The organism is Caviibacter abscessus (assembly GCF_001517835.1).
Taxonomy (GTDB): Bacteria; Fusobacteriota; Fusobacteriia; order Fusobacteriales; family Leptotrichiaceae; genus Caviibacter; species Caviibacter abscessus.
In genome coordinates this window covers 90,057-112,926 of record NZ_LOQG01000001.1, presented here as the reverse complement: position 1 = coordinate 112,926, position 22,870 = coordinate 90,057, and the positions used below count along the sequence as shown (strand labels likewise).

Annotated in this window: 27 protein-coding genes; 1 reads left to right on the top strand and 26 read right to left on the bottom strand. The window is 24.6% G+C overall.

From position 1 onward, the window contains the following. Positions 1-23 precede the first annotated feature (23 nt). From AWT63_RS00625 to AWT63_RS00600, 6 genes are read right to left on the bottom strand one after another with little or no spacing between them, the layout of a single operon-like run. Positions 24-1,304, bottom strand: coding sequence for an adenylosuccinate synthase (locus AWT63_RS00625; protein WP_068267634.1), 1,281 nt, complete (start codon positions 1,302-1,304; stop codon positions 24-26). A gap of 2 nt (positions 1,305-1,306) precedes the next feature. After that, the gene (locus AWT63_RS00620; RefSeq protein ID WP_068267633.1) at positions 1,307-1,552 is read right to left on the bottom strand and encodes a KH domain-containing protein; all 246 of its coding nucleotides are present in this window, start codon (positions 1,550-1,552) and stop codon (positions 1,307-1,309) included. Continuing rightward, positions 1,553-1,795, bottom strand: a complete 243-nt coding sequence (locus AWT63_RS00615) for a DUF4911 domain-containing protein (protein ID WP_068267631.1) — start codon at positions 1,793-1,795, stop codon at positions 1,553-1,555. Next, entirely contained in the window at positions 1,792-2,565 is a 774-nt protein-coding gene (gene rsmA, locus AWT63_RS00610) for a 16S rRNA (adenine(1518)-N(6)/adenine(1519)-N(6))-dimethyltransferase RsmA (RefSeq protein ID WP_068267629.1), read from the bottom strand. Before rsmA ends, AWT63_RS00615 begins: the two co-directional genes overlap by 4 nt. A 2-nt stretch (positions 2,566-2,567) precedes the next feature. Further along, positions 2,568-3,119 carry a hypoxanthine phosphoribosyltransferase gene (gene hpt, locus AWT63_RS00605; RefSeq protein WP_068267627.1) on the bottom strand — a complete coding sequence of 184 codons (552 nt, stop codon included), beginning with the start codon at positions 3,117-3,119 and terminating at the stop codon, positions 2,568-2,570. A 47-nt stretch (positions 3,120-3,166) separates the two neighbouring features. Beyond that, entirely contained in the window at positions 3,167-4,084 is a 918-nt protein-coding gene (locus AWT63_RS00600; protein WP_068267625.1) for a DMT family transporter, read from the bottom strand. A 109-nt stretch (positions 4,085-4,193) separates the two neighbouring features. Between AWT63_RS00600 and AWT63_RS00595 the strand changes: the two genes are divergently transcribed. Further along, positions 4,194-5,807 (top strand): S49 family peptidase, encoded by a 1,614-nt coding sequence (locus AWT63_RS00595; protein WP_068267624.1) that lies wholly within the window; start codon positions 4,194-4,196, stop codon positions 5,805-5,807. Between the two features lie 10 nt (positions 5,808-5,817). Here the strand turns inward: AWT63_RS00595 and AWT63_RS00590 are convergent, their stop codons facing one another. The 20 genes from AWT63_RS00590 to rlmN all read right to left on the bottom strand — a co-directional run bounded on the left by AWT63_RS00590 (position 5,818) and on the right by rlmN (position 22,864). Continuing rightward, positions 5,818-6,240, bottom strand: coding sequence for an NUDIX hydrolase (locus tag AWT63_RS00590; protein ID WP_068267622.1), 423 nt, complete (start codon positions 6,238-6,240; stop codon positions 5,818-5,820). Between the two features lie 17 nt (positions 6,241-6,257). Next, on the bottom strand, positions 6,258-6,842 hold the full coding sequence (gene ruvA / locus AWT63_RS00585; RefSeq protein WP_068267620.1) for a Holliday junction branch migration protein RuvA: 585 nt from the start codon (positions 6,840-6,842) through the stop codon (positions 6,258-6,260). Further along, positions 6,820-7,551, bottom strand: a complete 732-nt coding sequence (gene murI, locus AWT63_RS00580) for a glutamate racemase (protein ID WP_068267618.1) — start codon at positions 7,549-7,551, stop codon at positions 6,820-6,822. The genes ruvA and murI overlap by 23 nt, the downstream gene beginning before the upstream one ends. Position 7,552: 1 nt before the next feature. Further along, complete coding sequence (locus AWT63_RS00575) at positions 7,553-8,371, bottom strand: Cof-type HAD-IIB family hydrolase (RefSeq protein WP_068267617.1); 819 nt, start codon at positions 8,369-8,371, stop codon at positions 7,553-7,555. After that, complete coding sequence (locus tag AWT63_RS00570) at positions 8,364-9,227, bottom strand: hypothetical protein (protein WP_068267616.1); 864 nt, start codon at positions 9,225-9,227, stop codon at positions 8,364-8,366. Before AWT63_RS00570 ends, AWT63_RS00575 begins: the two co-directional genes overlap by 8 nt. 1 nt (position 9,228) lies before the next feature. Continuing rightward, positions 9,229-10,260: a rod shape-determining protein gene (mreB, locus tag AWT63_RS00565; protein ID WP_068267608.1), complete on the bottom strand. Its 1,032-nt coding sequence runs from the start codon at positions 10,258-10,260 to the stop codon at positions 9,229-9,231. 12 nt (positions 10,261-10,272) lie between these two features. Beyond that, positions 10,273-11,643 carry a cysteine--tRNA ligase gene (gene cysS, locus AWT63_RS00560; RefSeq protein ID WP_068267607.1) on the bottom strand — a complete coding sequence of 457 codons (1,371 nt, stop codon included), beginning with the start codon at positions 11,641-11,643 and terminating at the stop codon, positions 10,273-10,275. A 13-nt stretch (positions 11,644-11,656) separates the two neighbouring features. Further along, positions 11,657-13,996 (bottom strand): endonuclease MutS2, encoded by a 2,340-nt coding sequence (locus tag AWT63_RS00555; RefSeq protein WP_068267606.1) that lies wholly within the window; start codon positions 13,994-13,996, stop codon positions 11,657-11,659. 46 nt (positions 13,997-14,042) lie between these two features. Then, entirely contained in the window at positions 14,043-15,092 is a 1,050-nt protein-coding gene (locus AWT63_RS00550; protein WP_197407526.1) for a D-alanyl-D-alanine carboxypeptidase family protein, read from the bottom strand. A 35-nt stretch (positions 15,093-15,127) separates the two neighbouring features. Next, positions 15,128-15,742: an endonuclease III gene (gene nth, locus AWT63_RS00545; RefSeq protein ID WP_068267604.1), complete on the bottom strand. Its 615-nt coding sequence runs from the start codon at positions 15,740-15,742 to the stop codon at positions 15,128-15,130. 47 nt (positions 15,743-15,789) lie between these two features. After that, positions 15,790-16,074, bottom strand: a complete 285-nt coding sequence (rpmA, locus tag AWT63_RS00540; protein ID WP_068267603.1) for a 50S ribosomal protein L27 — start codon at positions 16,072-16,074, stop codon at positions 15,790-15,792. Between the two features lie 2 nt (positions 16,075-16,076). Further along, positions 16,077-16,394 (bottom strand): ribosomal-processing cysteine protease Prp, encoded by a 318-nt coding sequence (locus AWT63_RS00535; protein WP_068267597.1) that lies wholly within the window; start codon positions 16,392-16,394, stop codon positions 16,077-16,079. A gap of 4 nt (positions 16,395-16,398) precedes the next feature. Beyond that, a complete protein-coding gene (gene rplU, locus AWT63_RS00530) occupies positions 16,399-16,695 on the bottom strand; it encodes a 50S ribosomal protein L21 (protein WP_068267595.1) in 297 nt (98 codons plus the stop codon). A gap of 314 nt (positions 16,696-17,009) precedes the next feature. Then, positions 17,010-17,147: a hypothetical protein gene (locus AWT63_RS06180; RefSeq protein WP_156414469.1), complete on the bottom strand. Its 138-nt coding sequence runs from the start codon at positions 17,145-17,147 to the stop codon at positions 17,010-17,012. A gap of 17 nt (positions 17,148-17,164) precedes the next feature. Further along, positions 17,165-17,842 carry a response regulator transcription factor gene (locus tag AWT63_RS00525; protein WP_068267593.1) on the bottom strand — a complete coding sequence of 226 codons (678 nt, stop codon included), beginning with the start codon at positions 17,840-17,842 and terminating at the stop codon, positions 17,165-17,167. A gap of 10 nt (positions 17,843-17,852) precedes the next feature. After that, positions 17,853-18,518, bottom strand: a complete 666-nt coding sequence (locus AWT63_RS00520) for a peptidylprolyl isomerase (RefSeq protein WP_068267589.1) — start codon at positions 18,516-18,518, stop codon at positions 17,853-17,855. Then, positions 18,515-18,886: a hypothetical protein gene (locus tag AWT63_RS00515; RefSeq protein WP_068267588.1), complete on the bottom strand. Its 372-nt coding sequence runs from the start codon at positions 18,884-18,886 to the stop codon at positions 18,515-18,517. Before AWT63_RS00515 ends, AWT63_RS00520 begins: the two co-directional genes overlap by 4 nt. 30 nt (positions 18,887-18,916) lie before the next feature. Beyond that, entirely contained in the window at positions 18,917-19,801 is an 885-nt protein-coding gene (gene era, locus AWT63_RS00510) for a GTPase Era (RefSeq protein WP_068267587.1), read from the bottom strand. Between the two features lie 8 nt (positions 19,802-19,809). Then, a complete protein-coding gene (locus AWT63_RS00505; RefSeq protein ID WP_068267585.1) occupies positions 19,810-21,819 on the bottom strand; it encodes a transglycosylase domain-containing protein in 2,010 nt (669 codons plus the stop codon). Next, a complete protein-coding gene (gene rlmN, locus AWT63_RS00500) occupies positions 21,803-22,864 on the bottom strand; it encodes a 23S rRNA (adenine(2503)-C(2))-methyltransferase RlmN (RefSeq protein ID WP_156414468.1) in 1,062 nt (353 codons plus the stop codon). Before rlmN ends, AWT63_RS00505 begins: the two co-directional genes overlap by 17 nt. Positions 22,865-22,870: the final 6 nt, after the last annotated feature.

The window sequence follows — 22,870 nt, the reverse complement described above, 5'->3', positions numbered from 1 at the left end:
TAGTAATTCATTTTTTTACTCCATTATTTAAGTATTATTTGTTCTTTTCTATTTCCGACTGATATCAACGTTATCTTTATATCAAGATACCCCTCAATATATTCAATATATCTTTTACAATTTTCAGGAAGTTTATCATATTCCTTTATATTTGAAATGTCTTCTTCCCAACCTTCAAATTCTTTATATATTACTGAAAATTCAGTATTTTTGTTTAAATTTATAGGATAAGTATCATATACTTTTTTATCAATTTCATATGCAACACCTAACTTTATTTTCTTTAACGAAGATAAAACATCAAGTTTTGTCATGTGTAGTTCTGTAACACCATCAATCATTGCTGCATATTTTAAAACAACTAAATCAAGCCATCCACACCTTCTAGCATAACCGGTCGAATTTATGTATTCATTACCGTGATGCCGAATTACATTTGAATTAACACTATCCATTTCTGTTGGAAAAACTCCATCCATAACTTTTGTTGAATATGATTTAAAAACACCTATAATATTAGCTATTTTTTTAGGGGATATTCCAACACCTGTACATACTCCACCTGTTGTTGCTATAGCTGAATTAACATTTGGATATGTTCCAAAATCAGTATCTAACATTAAAGCTTGCGTACCTTCAAACAATACCTTTTTTCCATTATCGATTGCACTATTTATTTCAAGCATGCCATCAATAATTCTATATCTTAATTTAGAAGAAAAATCTTTAAATTTTTCAAAAATATAATCAAATTCTAAAGGTGCTTCTCCAAATTTTTCTAGTATGCTATTTTTTTCTTTTAAATTTAATAATAATTTATATGCAAAAGTATCCATGTCTAATAAATCCGCTATTCTAATACCTACTTTTGATATTTTATCAATGTAGCAAGGTGTTATTCCATTTTTTGAAGGTTTTATAACATCTTTACCAATGATATTTTGTTTAGCGACATCTATCATAGTATGATAAGGCATGATAATATTAGCTCTACCGTCAATATATAAATTTTCAAGAAGTTGACCGTTTTTTTCAATACTATATACTTCATCTAAAAATGTATCTATATCAATTGCTGTTCCTGCTGAAAGTATACATTTTCCTTTAGTATTTAATATACCTGAAGGCAACATGTCAAGTGTAATTTTTTCATCTCCAACAATAACTGTATGCCCAGCATTATTACCACCTTGAAATCTTACAACATAATCAGAATCACTAGCTAATATATCAATTATTTTACCTTTACCTTCATCACCCCATTGAAGACCCACAATTACATATGTATTATATTTAGTATCCATTTTTACATATCCTTAACTACAATTTTTACAGCTTTTTTTTCTTTTTTTGATATAGCGTTAACTAAATTTCTTAAATTAGTTATAATGTTTCCATTTTTACCGATTATTTTTCCCATATCTGCTTTTTTTACATTTATATATACTTCAACAGAGTTATTTGAAATTTCTTTTTCAGTAACAGTATATTTTTCTTCATCTATAATTAATTTTTTTGACCAAAACTTAATAATATCTAAGTATTTTTTCATTTATATTTCTCCTTGCCATTCATTTTCATTGATTATTTTAATTTCTATATTGAATACTTTTTTTATTTTTTTAAACATTAAATTTATATCATTAAAAAAATATTTATTAGTAAGTATTTTTACTATTCCTTTTCTATTATCAATGGTTCTAACATTACCAATACCATCATATGCTTCAGTTATTTTATTTATAATATCTATATTTTCTCTACCAACTTCTATAATGTATTCATAATCTATCATAACTTATCAATTTCCTTTATTAAAGATATAAATTGTTCTATACTTAATTCTTCAGCACGAACTAAATCATTTGGTAGCAAGTTAATTAATTTTTCTTTATTAATATTAAGGCTTTTCAAATTATTTACAAGACTTTTTCTTTTATTTGAAAATGCTAATTTTAAAAAATTAAAATATTTTTCATGTTTAATTTCTTTTTCATATTTATTATCTTTTCTTATTTCAAGTTTTATAAAAGCAGAATCAACCTTTGGTATAGGTTCAAACATTTCCTTTTCTACTGTAAAAAGATAATATGGTTCACAAAAAAATCTTACAAAATGAGTCAACATACTGACATCACTTGATTTATATTTAGAACATATTCTTTGTGCAACTTCTTTTTGTACCATTAAATATATTTCATTTATTTTATCCCGATTTTCTATTAATTTTTCAATTATAGGTGTTGTAATATAGTAAGGGATATTTGCAATTACTTTTATATTTTCACCTTTTATATCAACAGTCATAAAATCTTGATTTATAAGTGTAAAATTACTATAGTTTTTAAATTTATTGTTAAGATACGGTATTAAATCCTTATCAATTTCATAACAATCAAGCTTTTTTGAATTATCAAGTAACATTTTTGTTAAAAATCCATGACCTGGTCCTATTTCAATTATATGGTCATTATTATTAATATTTACAGTATCTTTAATTTTAGATAATAATTCATCACTATTTAAAAAATTTTGACCATATTTTTTCTTATGAATATATGACACTCTTATTCACCTTTAATATCTAATACACATATATATGGTATATTTCTATATTCTTGTTTAAAGTCTAACCCATATCCTGAAACAAATTCATCAGGAATTTCAAAACCTACGTATTGTACATCAACGTCAGCTTGTCTTCTTTCTCTCTTATTTAATAAAGTACAAAGTATAACTTCTTTGGGACCTCTTTTTCCAATTAATTTTAATATCTTTTTAAGTGTAAGTCCTGAATCAATTATATCTTCAACAACAAGCACATTTTTATCTCTAACACTATGTTCTAAATCTTTTATTATTTTTATATCTCTTGTAGTCTCAAAACTATCACCATAACTTGATACTTCCATAAAATCCATTGTTAACGGTAATTTTATTTCTCTTACCAAATCTGACATAAAAATAACTGAACCTTTTAAAATTCCAACTACTACCATAGGAGCTGGATCATCTTTATAATCATTTGTAATTTGTTCTCCAAGTTCTCTTACTCTTTTTTGAATATCTTCTCTTGAAATTAGAGTTTTAACTATATTTTTTTCATAATTTTTTGCCATTTTGTATTCATCTCCAAATAAAAATATTATTTACATTATATCATATTTTAATTATTATTTTTACCTAAATTCAGATAAAAAATTGAAAGTACAAGTATTGTAGCAGCTATTAATTGAATAGGTGATAATAATCTCTTATATGTTATTGCTTCTACAAATACTGATGTTATTGGATAAGCAAGCTCACATATTGTTGCATATGTTGCTTTTGTTGTAGTCATCCCTTTATAGTATATTAAAATTGAACTTAAACTATAAACTGCAATAATTATAGTAAGTATATAAAGATTACAATTTGATACATATAGCTTTGCACTTGATATAGTTGAATTTGAAAATACTAAAATTATACCTGTTATAACAGTTGTAAATATAAATCTATAAAATGTAGTTGTCAAAAATGAATGTTTCGTTACTATTTTTTTTCCAAAAACCGTTGAACTTCCAAACGACATTGCTGCTATAAGTGAATAAAATGCCGCCTTTAAATTATTTTCAGGTAATAATTTAGGATTTTTAAATCCAAATATTAAAAAGTATAGTGAAATTAGCGAAACTATTAATATTATATAAAATCTTTTTTTAGGTTTTTCTTTCAATAAGAAATATGCAAGTATAACAGCAAAAATTGGTTGCATTTTTTGAATTACAGTTACCAAACTAAGGCTAAAATTGCTAAGTTGTAATGCTTTTACTATTGCAAGTGTTCCAATTGTACCACCAAATAATGATATTAAACCATAATAAACATAATCTTGTTTTTTGAATTGTGTTATAACTTTATATTCGTTGAAAAACAATAAAGATAAGATTATGCTTGGAACTAAGTGAGACATAAATACTATAAATTTAACATCATAGAATCCATACACAAAATATTTTGGAGTTAATAAAATGCCATCTATTCCCCACATTGTTGCTGAAATAATAATTAATAACCAACCAAAATTATTCTCTTTTTTCATATATTATAACTCCTTCATGTTATTTGTAAATTATACCTATTTTTATTTAATTATTCAACTCTTTAATCAAATATGATATAATTGAATAAATTAAAATCAGGGGGCAAAAATGATATTAGTTAATTTTCTTACAATATTAATAAGTGTAATTTTATCATTTTTAATTATTGTTTTTATACTTATTATGATTATTAAAAATTCACTATCAAATAAAAGTAAAAAAAATGTCGTTAAAAATCCAAAAACAGTATTAATCGCTATAGATGATGTCATTTATGATAATATCGAAAATCCTTTTTCAAAAAAATTAAATTTTTATAATTTAAATGAAAAATTAAATGATGTTTTACATAATGAAAAAATAGAAAAAATAATAATAGATGTGGACAAAACAAATCTAACAAATACTCAAATTGAAGAATTAGAACCAATATTTACAAAACTTCGTCAGACAAAAGAAGTTGTTGCAATAGGAAGTTTACTGGATAATAATAAATATTTAATGTCAATGCTTGCCAGCAAAATATATCTTGTTAAAACTGCAAATTCTACTCTAGTTTTAAGAGGATACAGCAAAAAATTAAATTATTATAAATCATTATTTGATAAAATTGGTATTAAATTTAATGTTTTACATGTGGGAAATCACAAATCATATGGTGAAAATTTTAACCATGACAACATGTCAAATGAATTAAAAGAAGATATAACTAGACTTAGTAATTTAAATTTAGAATACTTCATAGAAAAAGTAAAAAAATACCGTAATGTCGATATTACAAATGATTTAATTGATGGAGAATTATTTTTAAATAACAGTTACGATTCATTAATTGATGGTTATGATACAAAAAGTAGCTTAATTGACGAAGATGATTATTTAATTAATATTGAAGATTATAAAATAAAAAACAAGAAGAAAAATAAATCAAAAAATATAATTGCAGTTATAAACTTAGAAGGTCAAATTAATCCTGGTTCTACAAATAACTTATCTATAAGTTATGATGATGTATTAGAAAAAATTGAATTATTAGAAAATTCTGACGATTTTATTTCAGGTGTTGTTTTAAACATTAATTCACCTGGTGGATCTGCATATGAATCAAGTATAATACATTCATTATTAAAAGAAAGAATTGACGTACCTATATTTGTATCAATGAAAGATGTTTGTGCTTCAGGTGGTTATTTCATTTCAACAGTTGCGAGAAAAATATTTGTAAATGAAACAACTTTAACTGGATCAATTGGAGTTGTTGCACTCTACCCTTCATTTGAAAAATTAATTGAAAAAATTGGTATAAATATTGATGGAGTCGAAAAAGGTGAAACAGTTGATTTTGGAAATTTAACTACTTCACCAAGTGAAAAAACATTAAAGATACTTAATAAGTCACTAGAAGCTACTTATAAAGAATTTAAAGCTTGTGTTATTCGTGGAAGACTTATGACAGATAAAAGATTAGAACCAATTGCCGGTGGTCGTGTATGGACAGGTAAAGAAGCTGTTGAAAATGGGTTAGCCGATAAAATAGGTAATCTTGAAGATACAATTAAATCCCTTGCAAATTATTTGAAATTTGAAGATTATAAAGTAATTAATGTAGAAAAAAAGGTAAATATTAAAGAAAAAATAAAAAAATTAAAACCTTCAATGTTTTTTGCAAATTTTAATAATTATTATGAACCTCTAATGTTGTATATAAAAAATGAGCTGTAAGCTCATTTTTTTATATTTCATCATAATCACTAGCACATTTTAATTCAAACAATTTAGGATGAATTTTAGGATAAGTCCAATATTTTTTTAATGGCATTTTATTTATAACTTCAATATTGTCATTAAAATTATTTATAAAATCATTAATTATTGAATAATATAAGACACCAAATTTACTGTAACCTTCGTCATATTTTATTTCAAAAATTCCCATTTTTAAAAGATTATATTTTTTTGCTCCAACTTGTTTTTCAATTACATCGCTTGCAATATCAATTAAATTTTCTTCATTTTCAATTTCTATACTGGGAAATTCATAGGTATCACTTTTTTTATTTTTCATAATAACCCATTTATTTTTATAACTTGGTATAACCACAAGTAAATCAATATTTTCTATATTAAACTGTTTAATAAAATTAACTTTTATCATAAAATACGACCACCTTATTACATTTTTTTTGCAATTTTTTTCAATATTTCTTTCATTATTAATGCAGAGTCTGCTAATTTTTCAATTTCATCATTTGAAATATAATCTTCAACTTTAATTTTATTATATCCTAATGATTCTAATGCCAAACTTACTTCATTTTTAATAATATGTAAGTTAGAGTTACCAGTAAATTCAAGTAATTCAACTTTATCTTTTAATTCAATGATAAGCTTTTGTGCTTTTTTTAGCCCAAGTCCTGGAACTTTAGATAATAATTTAGCGTCTTCATTATTTATTATATTTGTTATTTCATTATAATTAAACGTTGAAAGAACTGAAAGTGCAATTTTAGGACCAATACCACTAACTTTAATAATTTGTTTAAATATTTTTCTTTCATTTATATTCTTAAACCCATATAAAGTAATATCATCTTCTTTTACATTCATATGTATATATATTTTTTCAGTTGTCCCTATACCTCCGAGAGCTTCATAAGTTTTAAATGGTATGTAAATTAAATATGCTACTCCCATACATTCAAGAGCAATATAATTTAATTCTTTTACCACTAAATTACCATTTATGTACTCGTACATTTATATCAACTCCTAAAATATTTTTTGATAATGTTTTAAATTGTCCTACATCACCACTTGTATAATATTCATCAATTCCACTATCATGTTCTATAATCCTAATTGATTTTGCACACTCTAATGCTGGATCTATAAATTCATAATCATTGTATATATTTTTCAAATATTTATTTAATAAAGGAAAATGAGTACATCCCAAAATTATTGCCTCATTTTCATTAACCATATCATCTAAATAATTTTTTATCACTTTTTCAATTCCAATTTTATCAAGTTTTTCAGCATATTCTACTAATTTAGGTGTAGCTTTTTTCATATTTAATTTTCCATTTAATAGTTTATCATATTTACCAGATTCAACCGTTGATCTTGTTGCAATTAATCCAACTTTAGTATAATTATTACTTAGCATATATTTAACAACAGGAATAATAACACTATAAATTGGGATTTTATATATTTTTATAAGTTTATCATATGCAACAGAACTTGCAGTGTTACATGCTATAACTATTGAACTAGCTCCCTTTGATATCAAAAACTCACATATATTTTTGCTATATTGTATAATTTGATTATCTGTTTTTTCACCATAAGGCAAATGAATACTATCAGCAAAATATATAACTTTTTCATTGGGATATAACAATTTAATTTGCTTTAAGACACTTAGACCACCTAGTCCTGAATCGAAAATTCCAATTGCCATTTTATATCTCCAAACTAAATAATTGAACTAATTTTTTTGCAACTCCATCTTCATAATTTGCATCAATTACTTCAATATTATTTAAACAATTTTTTAATTCTTCAGCAGCATTTTTCATTATATATCCTTGCTTTACTTCATTTAGTAATTCGGCGTCATTAAATCCATCACCAAAAGCAATAGAATGTTCAAGTGAATAATCACATATTTTTATTAGTTTTTTTAAAGCCTTTGCTTTAGTTGCATCTTTTGGGAAAATCTCTAAGCAAAAAGGTAATGTAAATGCCGTATTAACATCAAAACCAACTTTATCTTTTAATTCTTTTTCTAAATTAACTAAATCGTCATGTTTACCTATATAATATACTTTTGTAATTTCTTCATCTTTTATTAATTCAAGTGAAGTATTTTCAAATTTCCAATCATCACTTATCCATTCATATATAATATGATCTTTAGGTAATGTTTCAAGTATGTACCATCTATCATCCGTAATTATATTTATAAATATATCTTTTGAATATTTTTTATGATTTATTTGATATATCTCATCAAGTGTACTTTTATTCAAAAAATAACTATGTAATCTTTTATCAAATTTATCATATAATATTGCACCATTTGAAGTAATCATTGGTATGTTTAATTTTAAATCCGCTTTAATCCTTTGAGCATCTTTATAATTTCTTCCGGTTGCTATAATAAATTCAACATCATCACGTTCACATAATTTTCTAACAACTTTTTTTGTATAATCACTTAAAACATGTTTACTATTTAGTAGTGTTCCATCTAAATCACTTACTACCAATTTAAGCATTAATTCCTCCAATATCTAGTAAAAATAAATATAAAACGGACTTTATATTAACATTATTTTTTAAACTATTTTTTAAATTTATAAGATATATATATCTATCTTTACTAATTATATTTGCAAGCTTTATAATTAGTCTATGTAAAAATTCACTTGCTTTCTCTCTATCTTGCGAAAATAAATCAATTAATTTATAAATATAAGTAAGTTTATTTACATCATTTTCATATTTTAAATTAAATATTAAATAATCAATGGAAAATTCATAATTAATTTTCATATAAACATTGATATTTTCATTCGTAAAATATGTTTCAATCATATCATAAGAATTCTCAATATCCTCTATCTTATATTCATCTAAATTAATATTATTTTGTAAATATTCATCTATATATTTTTCATTGCCATCAAAAAGATTATAAATATCACTGCTAATATCATATTGTTTTGGTTTAATATATATTTTTAATGCTCTTGATTTTATTGTTGGCAATATGTTAAGTGTATTAGTTAAAAGTATAAAATATGTATTTTGTGGTGGTTCTTCTATAACTTTTAACATTGCATTACTAGCTTCTTTTTTTATTCCATTAATATCAAGTATAAATATTTTTTTTCCAGTATATGATGTTTCAGCAGCTTTAGCTATGATATTTCGTATATCATCTATTTTTAATTTTTGCAAATATGTTATATCAGGATGTTCCCAAATATCATTATAGCTTATTTCATATTTATCATATATCATTTTAGATAATATTATAGCCTTATCAAGTAAATTTACTCTTACATCAGAATATAATAAATATGTTGCATTATTTCTTTCAAGCTTTGCAATTTTTTCTAATTCATTCATACTATATTTCTTTCATTTGTAATGTTTCTAATAATTTCTTGTCTTCAAACGCCTTTCCTCCGCCTAAAACAACACTATCCATAGGGTGTTCTGAAACATAAACATTTACTTTTATATATGATTCCAATAAAGTTGTGAAATTTTTGATAAGTGCTCCTCCACCAGTCATTACAACACCATTATCAAGTATATCAGCTGCTAATTCAGCTGGACATTTTTCTAGTACTTCTTTAGCAGAATTTACTATATCCATAAGTGAATGTTTAATTGCTTCATTTACTTCATTTTCATCTATTTCTATTGAGGAAGGTGTTCCAAGTTCAAGATTTAAACCTTTAATAACCATTTTTTGAGGATTTTCAACTTTAATTGCATTTGCAATATTTTTCTTTATTGCTTCTGCTGCTCTTTCTCCAATTAATAGATTATATTTATTTTTAATATATCTAACTATGTCACTATCAAAGGTATTTCCCGCTATTCTTATTGATTTAGAAGAAATTAATTCATTTAGCGAAAGTATTGCTATATCTGTAGAACCTCCTCCTATATCAACTACCATGTGACCATTAGGTTTTGAAATGTCAATTCCAGAACCTATAATTGCTGCTCTACCTTCTTCTATTATATATATTTTTTTTGCACTTAATATTGAATCAAATAATGCTTTTCTTTCAACTGATGTTACTTCAATAGGTACACAAATCATAACTTCAGGTTTAAATAAACCATACCCATATATTTTCTTTATGAAGTGGTCTATCATTTCACGAGTTACATCAAGATCAGCAATAACTCCATCTCTAAGCGGTTTTATCGCTTCAATGCTTGCTGGAGTTTTACCTAACATTTCTCTGGCTTGAGAACCAACAGCTATAACTTTTCTAGTCTTTCTATCAATTGCAACAACAGATGGTTCATTTAATACAACTCTTTTAAGTTGTTTGTCATAAATTAAAATATTTGCTGTTCCTAAATCAATTGAAATACTTTTATTTACTCTAAAAATATTAAAAAATTTTCTAAAATTCATTGTTACCCCTCATTATTTTTTATCACTAATTGATATATTTAATTTTAATAATTCATCACGGATTTTATCAGCTAACTCATAATTTTTATTATTTCTAGCTTCATTTCTTAAATTTATAAGAATCTGCAATAATTCACTTTCCATACTATTTACCGCCTTATCTTCAATAATTAATTCTATACCTAATATATCAACTAAATGATATCTAACTGCATCATATACACTAATTAAATTACAATCTAAATTACTAGATATAAAACTATTTACTTTTTTTAAACATTTCGATATTGCTGCAAATGCTTTAGGAGTATTCATATCATCATCTAATGCTTCTTTAAAATCATTTTTAAATTCATTCACTATTATTTCTATAGTTTCATTTTTATTAAATTCTGAGGTTTTACTGTATTTATATAAAGTTTTTGAAATTTTTTCCAATGTTTTTTTTGCAACTTGCAAATCAGTTTCATTAAAATTAAGATTTTTTCTATAATGTGAAGATAATATAAAGTATCTTATAACATTTCCTGAAAAATTTTTAAGTACATCTCTTAATAGTAAAAAATTTCCTGTAGATTTACTCATCTTTTCATTGTTTAATGTAACATAACCATTATGTAGCCAGTAATTTACAAATGTTGTCTTTTCTTTATTTGAGCATATACTTTGTGCTATTTCATTTTCATGATGAGGAAATATTAAATCCTGCCCTCCCGCATGTATATCTATATTATCACCTAAATATTTTTTTATAAGTGCACTACATTCAATATGCCAACCGGGTCTTCCTTCGCTAAATGGTGAATTATAGTACGGTTCATTCTCTTTTTTCCTTTTCCATAGCACAAAGTCAAATGGATTATTTTTATCCTTATTTATTTCTACTCTATTACCTGCGTTTAAATTTTCAAGTTTTTGTTTTGATAATTTACCATAACTGCTAAATTTATCAACTGAAAATATTATATCGCCATTTTTTTCATATGCGTAACCATATTCAATTAATTTATTTATCATTATGATAATTTCATCTATATTATCAGTTACCTTAGGTCTAATGATATCTTTTAATAAATTTAACTTAGATGTATCTTCCATAAAAGCTTTTATATATTTTTCAGTTATAAAATCACAACTTTCATTTTCCTCATTTGATCTTTTTATTATTTTATCATCAATATCTGTAAAGTTTTGTACATATCGTACATTATATCCTAAACTTTTTAAATATCTTGCTAGAACGTCAAATACAACCAGAGGTCTTGTATTTCCAATATGAATATAATTATATACAGTCGGACCACATACATACATTAAAACTTCATTTTTATTTATTGAATTAAATTCTTCAATTTTATTTGTTAAAGTATTATATAACTTCATTTATAACCCTCTTTTATTTTAAATTAACAATAGTACAACCTAAACCACCTTCATTTTGATTAGCATCTGTAAAATTTGATACATATACTGAAGTTTTTAAATATTCTCTTATTTTTTGTCTTAAAACCATTGTACCTTTTCCATGAATTATATATACCATATTGTAGCCAGATAAAACTGCTTTGTCTAAATATATTTCAATTTCATTTAAAGCATCATCACTATTTTTACCTCTGACATCTATTTGCATTTTAGTATTTCCACCTTTAAATGAAACAAATCTTTTTCCTGTATTATTTTCTTTTTTCTTTGATATTTTAACTATATCTGTAAATGGTACAACTAATTTCAATATACCTGCTTGAACTTGTGCTGATGCTTTACTTGCAATTATTTTAAGTATTTTTGCATTTTTATTAAGCGATTTTATTAAAACTTCTTCTCCAAGTTCAAAGTCTATACTTATTTCTTCTACTTTAATTTCATTTTTTATTTTCTTTTTATCTTCTTTTATTGAATTAGCAAGCATATTTATATTTCTTTGTGTTTGTTTCATTTCATCGATATTTGCATTTTCTTTATTGATTTTCTCAACTAACGCTTTAGCTTTTGCCTGCATATTTCTTAAATATTCATCAGCTTCCTTATGAGACTTTTCTATGATATCATTTTTTTCTTTTTCAAGTTGTAATATTTTACTACTGTATACTTGCTTTTCTTTTTCTAATTCTTGTGTAAGCTTTTTAAACTTTATATTCATTTCTTCAAGCTCTTCATTTTTTTGTTTAATAGCTGTAAGCATTTCTTCAACTTTTTTATTATCTTCACTAATGTATGATTTTGCATTTTGAATTATTGTATCAGAAATACCATATTTTTTAGCTATTATAAGTGCATTACTTTCTCCAGGAATACCTTCTATTAATCTATAAGTAGGAGATAATGTTTCAATGTTAAATTCCATTGAAGCACTTTTAATTCCTTTATTATTAAAAGCGTATGCTTTTACATCACTATAGTGAGTGGTTATAATTGACTTTATATTTTTACTGTTTAAATAATCAATTATTGCCATTGCAAAAGCTGATCCTTCCATGGGGTCTGTTCCTGAGCCTAATTCATCTAAAAGTATCAATGCTTTTTTATTACAAAGTGTAAGTATTTCAGATATTGATTTAACATGTGCTGAAAATGAAGATAAATTCTGTTCAATGCTTTGCTCATCACCAATATCTGCTAAAACAATTTCAAAAAAACCGATAGTTGACTTTTCAGATGCAGGTATAGGTATACCTGATAATGCCATTATTGTAAGTAAACCTGTTATTTTTAATGTTACTGTTTTTCCACCTGTATTTGGACCTGTTATTAGCATAATTTTATCTTCATCTAAATTAAAGCTTATAGGTACAGAATTTTCTTTTGGTATAAGTGGATGTCTTGCATTTACAAGATTGATCATCTCTTTATTTACAATATTTGGAATCTCACATTCATATTTTAATGAAAATAAAGTCTTACTGTTTAAAAAGTCAAGAGTAAGTATAATTTCAAATATATGCTTGATATCATCTAATTTAACTCTAATATATTCACTTATTCTAATTAAAATTTTTCTTATTTCTTCTCTTTCACGAGTTTCATATTCTCTTAATTTATTATTAAGTGAAACTACTGAAATAGGTTCAATATAAACAGAATTTCCAGTTGATGATCTATCATGTTCTATACCTTTAATTAAACCTTTAAAATCCGTTTTTACAGGTATTACATATCGATCATTTCGCTTAGTTATTATTTTTTGATCTACAGCTTTTGATGTTTTGGGCTCATTTATTATACTATCTAATTTATCTTTAATATTTTCATTTATTAATTTTTTTTGTTTTCTAATGTCTTTAAGACCTACAGAAGCAGTATCTTTTATATCTCCATTATCATCAACTATATCTTCAATGACATTTTCCAATTCTTTAATTTCAATATCATTTGAAAATATCTTCCATATTTCTTTATATTTATCTCTTACATTTTTAGCACGACTTTTACATTTTCTATATAAAATTAAATCTTTTTTTAAATGAAATAAATCAATTAATTCAATATATGAGCCTAACATACTTAATGATTTTATTTGATTAGATATATCAAATATCTCTGTCAATTCAAATCCATCATCATATTTATAAAAATCAATCATTGACTGCATTAATTTTAATTCTTTTTCCAATAAGTCTTTATTAGTATATAATTTTAAATCTAAAAATTTTTCTTTTGTTTCATTTAAAAATGAATTATCTATTAATTTATTAATTATTTTATAAAATTCAAGTGTATCATTATAGTTTTTCATTTGTCACCTCACTTGTTTATTATAACACATATAGAAAAAAAACACATTATAAAATGTGCTTTAAACTATTTCTGATATATTCAAATATTTTGGCAAATATGCCTAAAGCTGTGGCACTTGTTTGTGCAATAATAGGTATTTTATCTATTACTTGATTATTTTTAGTAATTATTATTTCTCCAACTTTATCTCCAATATTAACTGTTTCCTCTAATTTTATAATATTTTCAACTATATCAAAACTCTCATCATAGAAAAAAAAGTCTTTTCCTATTACAGTTCTAATCTTTTTTTCATTTGAATATTCTACTGGAATTTCTTTATAAAACTGACCGTTTTGATAAACAAGTTTAATTTTTTCCATTAATTGTTCAGCCACTTCATTTTGCTGCTTAAATCTCATAGATTTTGTATCATCACCTAAAGTTACTGTAATTAAATTAATGTTTTTAATTTTATTTATCCCAATCATATTAAATTTTGATAAAGAATGAAAACCTGTTTTAAGTCCAATATTTCCAAAATATCCTAAATTATTGTTTCTTGTGTAATATTCTTGATCATCAATAATTATTTTTCTCTTATTTGTCCATTCAAGTATTCTATTATCTTTTATTGCAATTTTAGCTAATTTATATAAATCCTTTGCTGTTGAAATATCAAGAGGTAATTTTGTAATACTTGTAGGTAATCCTGCCGGCGTGTAAAATACAGTATCATTAAGTCCTAAGTAAGAAGCTTTTTTATTCATAAGTTCTACAAATTTATTAATATCTCCTCCACCAATATATTTAGCAACAGCATATGCTGCATTATTAGCTGAATATACAAGCTCAGCTTCTAATAAAGTTCTTAATGTATATTTTTTATTAAGGCTAACATCTAAATAACTTCCTTTAATGTTGATTGTTTCCTTATCAAAGGTAATTTCATCATCTAACGATACTTTTTTACTGTCAACTGCATCTAGTGCTACTAACACATTCATAACTTTTGCAAGAGATGCCGTAGGCCAAATCATATCAGAGTTTTCCTCATAAAATATATCTCCATAATCAGTTGCACTAAAAATAGCAGTCGATGAAAAACTAATCATAGATAATATGCTTATTATGATAAAAAAATATTTATTTATTTTCGTATTAAATCGCATACTTCACACTCTAACTTTCTTTGTATACATTTTTCTCTACCGTGTAATATAAAATAATGTGTTATGTTTCTCCAATATTTTTTAGGTACAAGTTTTTTCAATTCATTTTCAATTATAACAGGATTTTTAGTATTGACAATTTTCAATAAATTTACAAGTCTTATAACATGTGTGTCTACTACTATACCTTCGTTTATATTCCATAGTTCGTGTAGTAAAACATTAGCTGTTTTTCTTCCTACTCCGGGTAATTTAAGTAGTTCCTCCATATTATGAGGCAAAATTGAATTATATTTTTCATAAAGTAACTTAGAATTTTCTTTTATATTTTTAGCTTTATTATGATAAAATCCTGTAGATTTAATATATGTTTCAAGTGTTTTTATATCCATATTGACTATGTCAATTGGAAATTTAACAATTTTAAATAATTCTTTTGTAACTATATTAACTCTTGCATCTGTACATTGTGCGGATAATATAACAGCAATCATTAACTGAAATTCAGTTTCATAGTTTAACTCTGTTTTTAAATTTCCATATTTATTTTCAAAAAATGTTAATACATACTTTATCTTTTCTTTTTTAGTCATATATATTTTCCTTTAATTAAAGACGAGCCTAATGGCTCGTCTAATATTTATCTTGATTCATATATACTTACTCTTTTTTTACCTTTTCCAAATGATTCAAATTTTACATAACCATCTATAAGTGCATATAAAGTGTAATCTTTACCTAAGCCCATATTAGCTCCTGGATGGAATTTAGTTCCTCTTTGTCTAACAACTATGTTCCCGGCTTTAACTACTTCACCATCATATTTTTTTACCCCTAAATATTTAGGATTAGAATCTCTACCATTTCTAGTAGACCCTTGTCCTTTTTTTGAGGCAAATAGTTGTAGGTTTAACTTTAATAACATTTTCATACCTCCATTACTTTGAAATTTATATTTTTAGGATATTCTTTACTCAATTCTTCTAAAAAAAGATAATATGAATTAATTAATATATAAATTTTATCATCTTTTAAATTTTCAAAATTACAGTATGTATAACCTTCATCAATTGTATATTCTACATTTGCACTTAACACTTCTAATATTCCATTTAAAGTCATAAGTGTTGTTGATGAAACTGCTGAACATACTATGTCTGTTCCATATCCTCTTAAATTTGAATGACCTTTTATTTCAAATGAAATAAATTTGTCATTTTTTCTTTTAAAAAGAATTTTAATCATTCTTTTATCCTTTGATGTCTTTTATTTCAATTAAAGTATATTGTTGTCTATGACCTTTTTTTCTGTAGTATGTTTTTCTGTTATACTTAAAGTTGATAACCTTTTTTAATTTATCATGAGCCTTTACAGTTGCTATTACTTGTGCTCCTTCTACTAAAGGATTTCCAATTTTTCCATCTAGCATTAACACTTCGCTTATTACAACATCTGAATTTACTTCAGCGGCTAATTTTTCAACTTTTATTACTGATCCAACTTCTACTTTGTATTGTTTTCCACCAGTTTTAATTACTGCAAACATTTACTGTTCACCTCCAAATTAATTTAAACGCTGTTATAGGTATTAGCGACCTATACCAAGCATAATTGTTATTATATCATATGTAAAATATAAATGTCAAACTTATTAGATTTTTTTAGTCTGAATATACCAAGTTGATAATAAATGCATTATAAGCATTATTAAAATTACAATAACGTAATTTAATGTTGGATTCATTAATTTTTTTAATAAAATTATAATTGAAATAAATACAATAAATAACTGTATAACTATAACTTTTACTGTTACTTCATATGCTATTTTATTAACAAAACGCCAATTTTCAATATTTATTATTGAATAATCCGTTCTAAATCCGCCTTTTTTGGTATAGTTATAGCATTAATTTGTTTTTTGTATGATAACGAATATAAATATAACATTAATGGTATTGCAATTTCTAATATAAAATTTCTTAATAATGTTTCCATTTCTCACCCTTTTAGTTTTATTTAATAATATATCCTATACCTCTAACAGTAGTAATTAATTTTGTTTTAAATTTATAGTCAATTTTTTTTCTTAAAAAATTAACGTATACGTCAACAATGTTACTATTCATTACTGTATCAATATCCCATAATTTCTCTGCTATCATAGTTCTTGTTAATATTTTATTTTTATTTTCTAAAAAATATTCCAATAATAAAAATTCTGTTTTTGTTAGCTCAATATCCACATTATTTCTACTGACTGAATAAGAGTCTAAATCAACTCTTAAATCTTTATAAACAATTAAATTATTTTTACTATATTTATATCTTGTTATCACTTTATATACAGCAGATATTTTTTGATATATTTGTTTAATTGTACTTTTACTGAAAATATAATCATCTATTCCAAGTTCAATGCCCTTATTACTTACAAAATTATCACTCATATCATCAACAGCTAAAATGTATATGTTTTTATCTGTTTTTCTTATATTAATTATAGTTTTTTCAATATCAATTAAATAATTTGTATATATTACTAATAAATCAATATCGTTATTATTTATATGATCATATAATTTTTCTTCACTGTGTATGTTAAAAATTTCATCTTTTACATATGTAATTAATAATTTATCTAATAATGAAGTATTTAATTTTGTCAATTTATTATAAATTAAAATCTTCATATATTCTCTCCTATTTTGTAAATAGTTTATCCCAAGCTTCGGTTTGTTCCTTAAAATTATTTAAAAAATCATTAACATTATTTCCGCTTATTTCTATATCTGTAATTGAATCACTCATTCTAATTGTTTTAGCAATATTAAGATCATTTCTACTTATTAATGAACCAAAAACTGTATAGTTTTGATAAAATTCAGGATAAGGATTTAGCGTTATAAAAAATTGCGAACTTGAGCTATTTGGTTGTCCTGTATTTGCCATTGCAAGCATTCCTGGATTATCAAAATTTAACCAACTTACATATTCATCTTTTACCGTATATCCTGTATTACCCGTAGAATCTCCTTTATTATCTCCTGTTTGTATTAAAAGATTATTTACTATTCTATGAAAAGTCATATTATCATAAAAATCTCTTTTTACTAGATAAACAAAATTTGCAACTGTTTCAGGTGCAGCCTCCGGATAAAGATAAATATTTATATCTCCTTTAGTAGTTTTAATTTTAGCCTCTAATTTATATCCAGCTAATTTTTTAGCTAATTTTTCTTTAGGTGTTAAATTTGTTAATTTTTCACCAAAAATTGATTTTGTAAAATCACCAAATGTGTAATTAGAACAACTTACACTTACCATAAAAAGTAATGACATTAATCCTGCATAAAATATTTTTCTCATTTTAATTCCTTTCTTTTCTTTTCCATTGCTAACGAATTTTCAACGTCAATTTGTCTGTTAAAATCATACTTATAGATATTAAAATCAAAATTAAAATTGTCATTATCAACTCTAATTTTTTCTTTAAGTAATTTACCTTTATTTAATATTTTATCATATATTACCAATATCAATATTTCAATACCATTAGGTTCAACAGCTTCAACAAGTTTTATAAATCTATTAGGATGAATGTTTAAATGAATTCTTAATACATCTTCAACTGCATTTTCACTTATTGCAACTTCAAATAAATCAGCTATTATTTTAGGTAATATAATTCCAAATTCTATTTTTGGATCTCTTTGTGTTTCAAACTTATATTTCATAGCACTCCTTTAATTATATCATATTGGTGATTAATTTGAATATCCCATATCTTTTAAAAACTTTTTATCTTTTTGCCATTTTTTTCTTACTTTAACCCATAATTTTAAATTTATTTTAAAACCGCTTAAAGCTTCAATTTCTTTTCTAGAAAGTATTCCAACTTTTTTTATTAATGAACCTTTATCTCCTATTACTATTCCTTTTTGAGAATCACGCTCAACATATATTACAACGTTATAATGTCTAGTATCTCCTTTTGTTTCTACATCAATGATTTCTACCGCTATACTGTGTGGTACTTCATCTTTTGTAAGCAATAATAATTTTTCTCTTATTATTTCTACCACTATCTTGTTTACAGGCATATCTGTATAATAATCTTGTGGATAATACCATACATCACTACTTAAATATTTTTCACATTCGTCATAAATTTTATGTATTCCAATTCCAAATTCTGCTGTTATATTTATGATATTTGCAAAATATTCACCTAATTTTTCTTTTATTTCAATTAATTTGTTATTTATATCATCATCACTCATTTTATCATTTTTATTTATCACAACAATACAAGGAGTTTTTGTTTTAGTTATAATATCATTTATAAACATATCTCCTGTTGATATTTCTTTTGTACCATCTAGTATAAATAAAATTACATCTGCCTCATCTAATGTTTCAATCGCAACATTAGTCATATATTCACCAAGTAAATGTTTTGGTTTATGAATACCTGGTGTATCAATAAATATAAATTGATTTTCACCTCTATTTGATATTCCCCTTATTTTATCTCTTGTTGTACCAGCTTTATCAGATATAATTGCAAGTTTTTCTGATATTAATTTATTCATTAAAGTAGATTTACCTACATTCGGTCTACCTACTATTGCTATAAATCCAGATTTCATTAAATACCTCAATATTCAAATATATTTAATATATTACTTTCGTGTTCTACAGGCTCTGTGCCAGTTTTAAATAAAGCTCTATCTGCATTTACTCCATCATCATCAATTAATCCATTTAAGTTATCAATAGTTACTTGAACTATTTTTTTTGCTGCAATTGCATCTGTTATAAATTGAAAATTACCTGGATCATATGTAGATAAGTTCGCTACTGTTTGCATATAGTTTTTCCAAATTGGTATGGCTGTAGACGATCCTGACATTCCACGTCCCATACTTTTATTATCATCATACCCGACATAAACTACAGTTGCAAGTGTTGGGGTATAACCTGTAAACCATGCTGAAACATAATCACTTGTAGTTCCAGTTTTTCCTGCCATAGGTATTTGAACACCATTTTTATATACTGCTGCACTTTTACCTGTTCCATTATTTATTACTTGTTGCATAAGATGTGTAATTAATGCTACATCTTCAGGTTCATAAATTTTTTCTTTGCTTGTATTTGCTTCATATATAACTTCACCATCTTTATTTTCAACTTTATAGATAAATTGAGGAGTAACTTTGTATCCACCATTTGCAAAAGATGCATAAATTCTTGCCATGTCAAGAGGTGTAGTAGTTATTGAACCAAGAGCTAGTGTTAAATCGTTAGGAAAATCTTTACTTTGTATACCACTATCTTCCCATACTTTTTTTACATTAGATATCCCAGCAGCTTCTAATACTTTAACTGATGCTATATTATTTGAAACTTCTAAAGCCTTTAACATTGTTATATTTGATCTATATCTACCATCATAATTTTTTGGACTCCATCTTGAAAATTTTGTTGGAGAATCTTCTAAAACAACATTCATTGGTATATTTTTTTGAAGTGCTGCTAAATATACTATAGGTTTAAACGCTGAACCAGGTTGTCTTCTTGCATTAATTGCTCTGTTAAAATCACCTTTAATATAATTTTTACCTCCAACTATAGCTTTTACAAATCCATTACTTGGATCAATTGAAATAAGTGCTGCTTGAAGTTTATCTCTTTTTAAAATAGCACTTGTTTCAAATGCCTTGTATGCCGCCTTTTGCATATTTATATCTACAGTTGAGTATATTTTATATCCATTAAATAAAGATTTTGTTGTGTCCTCATCATCTTCATCTATATTTAATATTCTCTTTAATTCACTTAATATTACTGTTGTTATTTCTGGAGAAACATTAGAATTTGATATTTCTTGTGCTTCACTCTTTTTTTCCAAATCTTTATTTGTTGCAAAAGTAATCTTTTCTTTTTTAGCATTTTCATATTCTTTTTTTGTTATAAATTTAGCATCATACATGCTCTTTAAAACAATTTTTTGTCTTTCAATAGCATTTTCAATTTTTGAATATTTAGAAGGTGACTTAGGAATACTTGCAAGTATTGCAGCTTGAGCTATTGTTAAGTCTTTAGGTAAAACTCCAAAATATCTAAGTGAAGCATTTTTAATACCATACGCTCCTTTACCAAAATTTATAGTATTTAAATAATTTTCAAGAATTTCATCCTTAGTATATATTTTTTCCATTTCTAATGCTAATACTGCTTCTACTACTTTTCTTTTTAAAGATCTTTCAGGTGTAAGAAATGCTGTTTTAACTAATTGTTGTGTTATAGTACTTCCACCTTGTCTACCTGTATTAGTTATATTTAACATTATAGCCTTTGTTAATCTTAGATAATCTAAACCATGATGCTTTCTAAATCTTTTATCTTCTACTGCAATAAAAGCATTTTGAACTCTTTCAGGTATTTCACTAATTTTTATAGGATCCCTATTTTCTACTGCAAGTACATCAATTTGATTTCCATTTATGTCATATATTATTGAAGGTTTTAAAGGCTCATAATTTTCAAGTAATTCTTTAGGATAAGTTCTTTTTACTTCAATTACAACATAAGTTACAAAAAGTGCTAGCCCTACAAATAGAAGTAATAAAAATCTGACCCCATATTTAATTATCTTTTTCATTTTTTTGATTCTCCTTTTTTACTTTTAATTGTCCACAAGCGGCAGATATATCCTGTCCTTTTGTTTCTCTTAAAGTGGCATTAATTTTATTATTTTTCAAATAATTAAAAAATTCTCTTTGTTTAATTTTTGAGGGCGTTACATACGATTTACCTGTAACTGGGTTATATGGTATTAAATTCACATGTGAATTAAATCCTTTTAAAAATTTAGTAAGAAGTATCGCATCTGTTTTATCAATATTCATATCATCAATTAATATATATTCAAATGTTATTCTATTACCTGTATGTTTTTGATATTCAAATAACGCCTTTCTAAGTTCATCTAAATTATATCTTTTATTAATTGGCATTAATTTATCTCTAATCTCTTGTTTTACAGAATGAAGAGATATTGCTAAATGAATTTGCTTTTCGTTTTCAGAAATTTTTTTTATTTCATTTATAAGCCCTGATGTAGAAATTGTAAAATTTCTTTTTGATATATTTTGACCATATTTAGAATTTAATAAATTAATTGATTTAACTACATTATCATAATTTAAAAACGGCTCTCCCATGCCCATATATACTAAATTTGTTATTTTATCTCCATTCTTTTTCAATTCTTTTTGTATATGATAAAATTGCTGTATTATCTCAGAAGCAGTTAAGTTCTTTTCAAATCTCATAGTACCTGTAGCACAAAAATCACATTTTAAAGGACAACCAACTTGCGATGAAACACATAATGTTTTTCTATTATTATGAGTTATTAGTACAGATTCCAACAAATGTTTTTCATTTACTTTAAATAAATATTTAGACGTCATTTTATCTGCTGATTCCTGTTTTGTGATAAATTTAAAATCATTTATCATATATTTCTCTTTTAAAATTTCTCTGATTTCTTTTTTTATATTACTAAAATTATCAAAATTAAATTCTAATTTATTGTGTAGCCAATCATATATTTGGCTAATAACAAATTTTTTTAAATTTAAACCACTTAATTCATTAACGAGTTCATCATAATCAAAATTAAGTATATCAATTTTTTCCATTTTACT

Excerpts from the sequence above, each read along its gene's own strand:
- cysS (WP_068267607.1), bottom strand. The coding sequence starts at position 11,643 with ATGAAGTTATATAATACTTTAACAAATAAAATTGAAGAATTTAATTCA.
- AWT63_RS06180 (WP_156414469.1), bottom strand. The coding sequence starts at position 17,147 with ATGGAAACATTATTAAGAAATTTTATATTAGAAATTGCAATACCATTA.
- AWT63_RS00555 (WP_068267606.1), bottom strand. The coding sequence starts at position 13,996 with ATGAAAAACTATAATGATACACTTGAATTTTATAAAATAATTAATAAA.
- ruvA (WP_068267620.1), bottom strand. The coding sequence starts at position 6,842 with ATGTACGAGTACATAAATGGTAATTTAGTGGTAAAAGAATTAAATTAT.
- AWT63_RS00525 (WP_068267593.1), bottom strand. The coding sequence starts at position 17,842 with ATGAAGATTTTAATTTATAATAAATTGACAAAATTAAATACTTCATTA.
- AWT63_RS00520 (WP_068267589.1), bottom strand. The coding sequence starts at position 18,518 with ATGAGAAAAATATTTTATGCAGGATTAATGTCATTACTTTTTATGGTA.
- AWT63_RS00575 (WP_068267617.1), bottom strand. The coding sequence starts at position 8,371 with ATGCTTAAATTGGTAGTAAGTGATTTAGATGGAACACTACTAAATAGT.
- AWT63_RS00550 (WP_197407526.1), bottom strand. The coding sequence starts at position 15,092 with ATGATTAGTTTTTCATCGACTGCTATTTTTAGTGCAACTGATTATGGA.
- era (WP_068267587.1), bottom strand. The coding sequence starts at position 19,801 with ATGAAATCTGGATTTATAGCAATAGTAGGTAGACCGAATGTAGGTAAA.
- mreB (WP_068267608.1), bottom strand. The coding sequence starts at position 10,260 with ATGAATTTTAGAAAATTTTTTAATATTTTTAGAGTAAATAAAAGTATT.
- AWT63_RS00620 (WP_068267633.1), bottom strand. The coding sequence starts at position 1,552 with ATGAAAAAATACTTAGATATTATTAAGTTTTGGTCAAAAAAATTAATT.
- AWT63_RS00535 (WP_068267597.1), bottom strand. The coding sequence starts at position 16,394 with ATGATTAAAATTCTTTTTAAAAGAAAAAATGACAAATTTATTTCATTT.
- AWT63_RS00600 (WP_068267625.1), bottom strand. The coding sequence starts at position 4,084 with ATGAAAAAAGAGAATAATTTTGGTTGGTTATTAATTATTATTTCAGCA.
- AWT63_RS00570 (WP_068267616.1), bottom strand. The coding sequence starts at position 9,227 with ATGAATGAATTAGAAAAAATTGCAAAGCTTGAAAGAAATAATGCAACA.
- hpt (WP_068267627.1), bottom strand. The coding sequence starts at position 3,119 with ATGGCAAAAAATTATGAAAAAAATATAGTTAAAACTCTAATTTCAAGA.
- AWT63_RS00515 (WP_068267588.1), bottom strand. The coding sequence starts at position 18,886 with ATGAAATATAAGTTTGAAACACAAAGAGATCCAAAAATAGAATTTGGA.
- rlmN (WP_156414468.1), bottom strand. The coding sequence starts at position 22,864 with ATGGAAAAAATTGATATACTTAATTTTGATTATGATGAACTCGTTAAT.
- rpmA (WP_068267603.1), bottom strand. The coding sequence starts at position 16,074 with ATGTTATTAAAGTTAAACCTACAACTATTTGCCTCAAAAAAAGGACAA.
- nth (WP_068267604.1), bottom strand. The coding sequence starts at position 15,742 with ATGACTAAAAAAGAAAAGATAAAGTATGTATTAACATTTTTTGAAAAT.
- rplU (WP_068267595.1), bottom strand. The coding sequence starts at position 16,695 with ATGTTTGCAGTAATTAAAACTGGTGGAAAACAATACAAAGTAGAAGTT.
- AWT63_RS00625 (WP_068267634.1), bottom strand. The coding sequence starts at position 1,304 with ATGGATACTAAATATAATACATATGTAATTGTGGGTCTTCAATGGGGT.
- AWT63_RS00590 (WP_068267622.1), bottom strand. The coding sequence starts at position 6,240 with ATGATAAAAGTTAATTTTATTAAACAGTTTAATATAGAAAATATTGAT.
- AWT63_RS00505 (WP_068267585.1), bottom strand. The coding sequence starts at position 21,819 with ATGAAAAAGATAATTAAATATGGGGTCAGATTTTTATTACTTCTATTT.
- AWT63_RS00595 (WP_068267624.1), top strand. The coding sequence starts at position 4,194 with ATGATATTAGTTAATTTTCTTACAATATTAATAAGTGTAATTTTATCA.
- AWT63_RS00615 (WP_068267631.1), bottom strand. The coding sequence starts at position 1,795 with ATGATAGATTATGAATACATTATAGAAGTTGGTAGAGAAAATATAGAT.
- murI (WP_068267618.1), bottom strand. The coding sequence starts at position 7,551 with ATGGCAATTGGAATTTTCGATTCAGGACTAGGTGGTCTAAGTGTCTTA.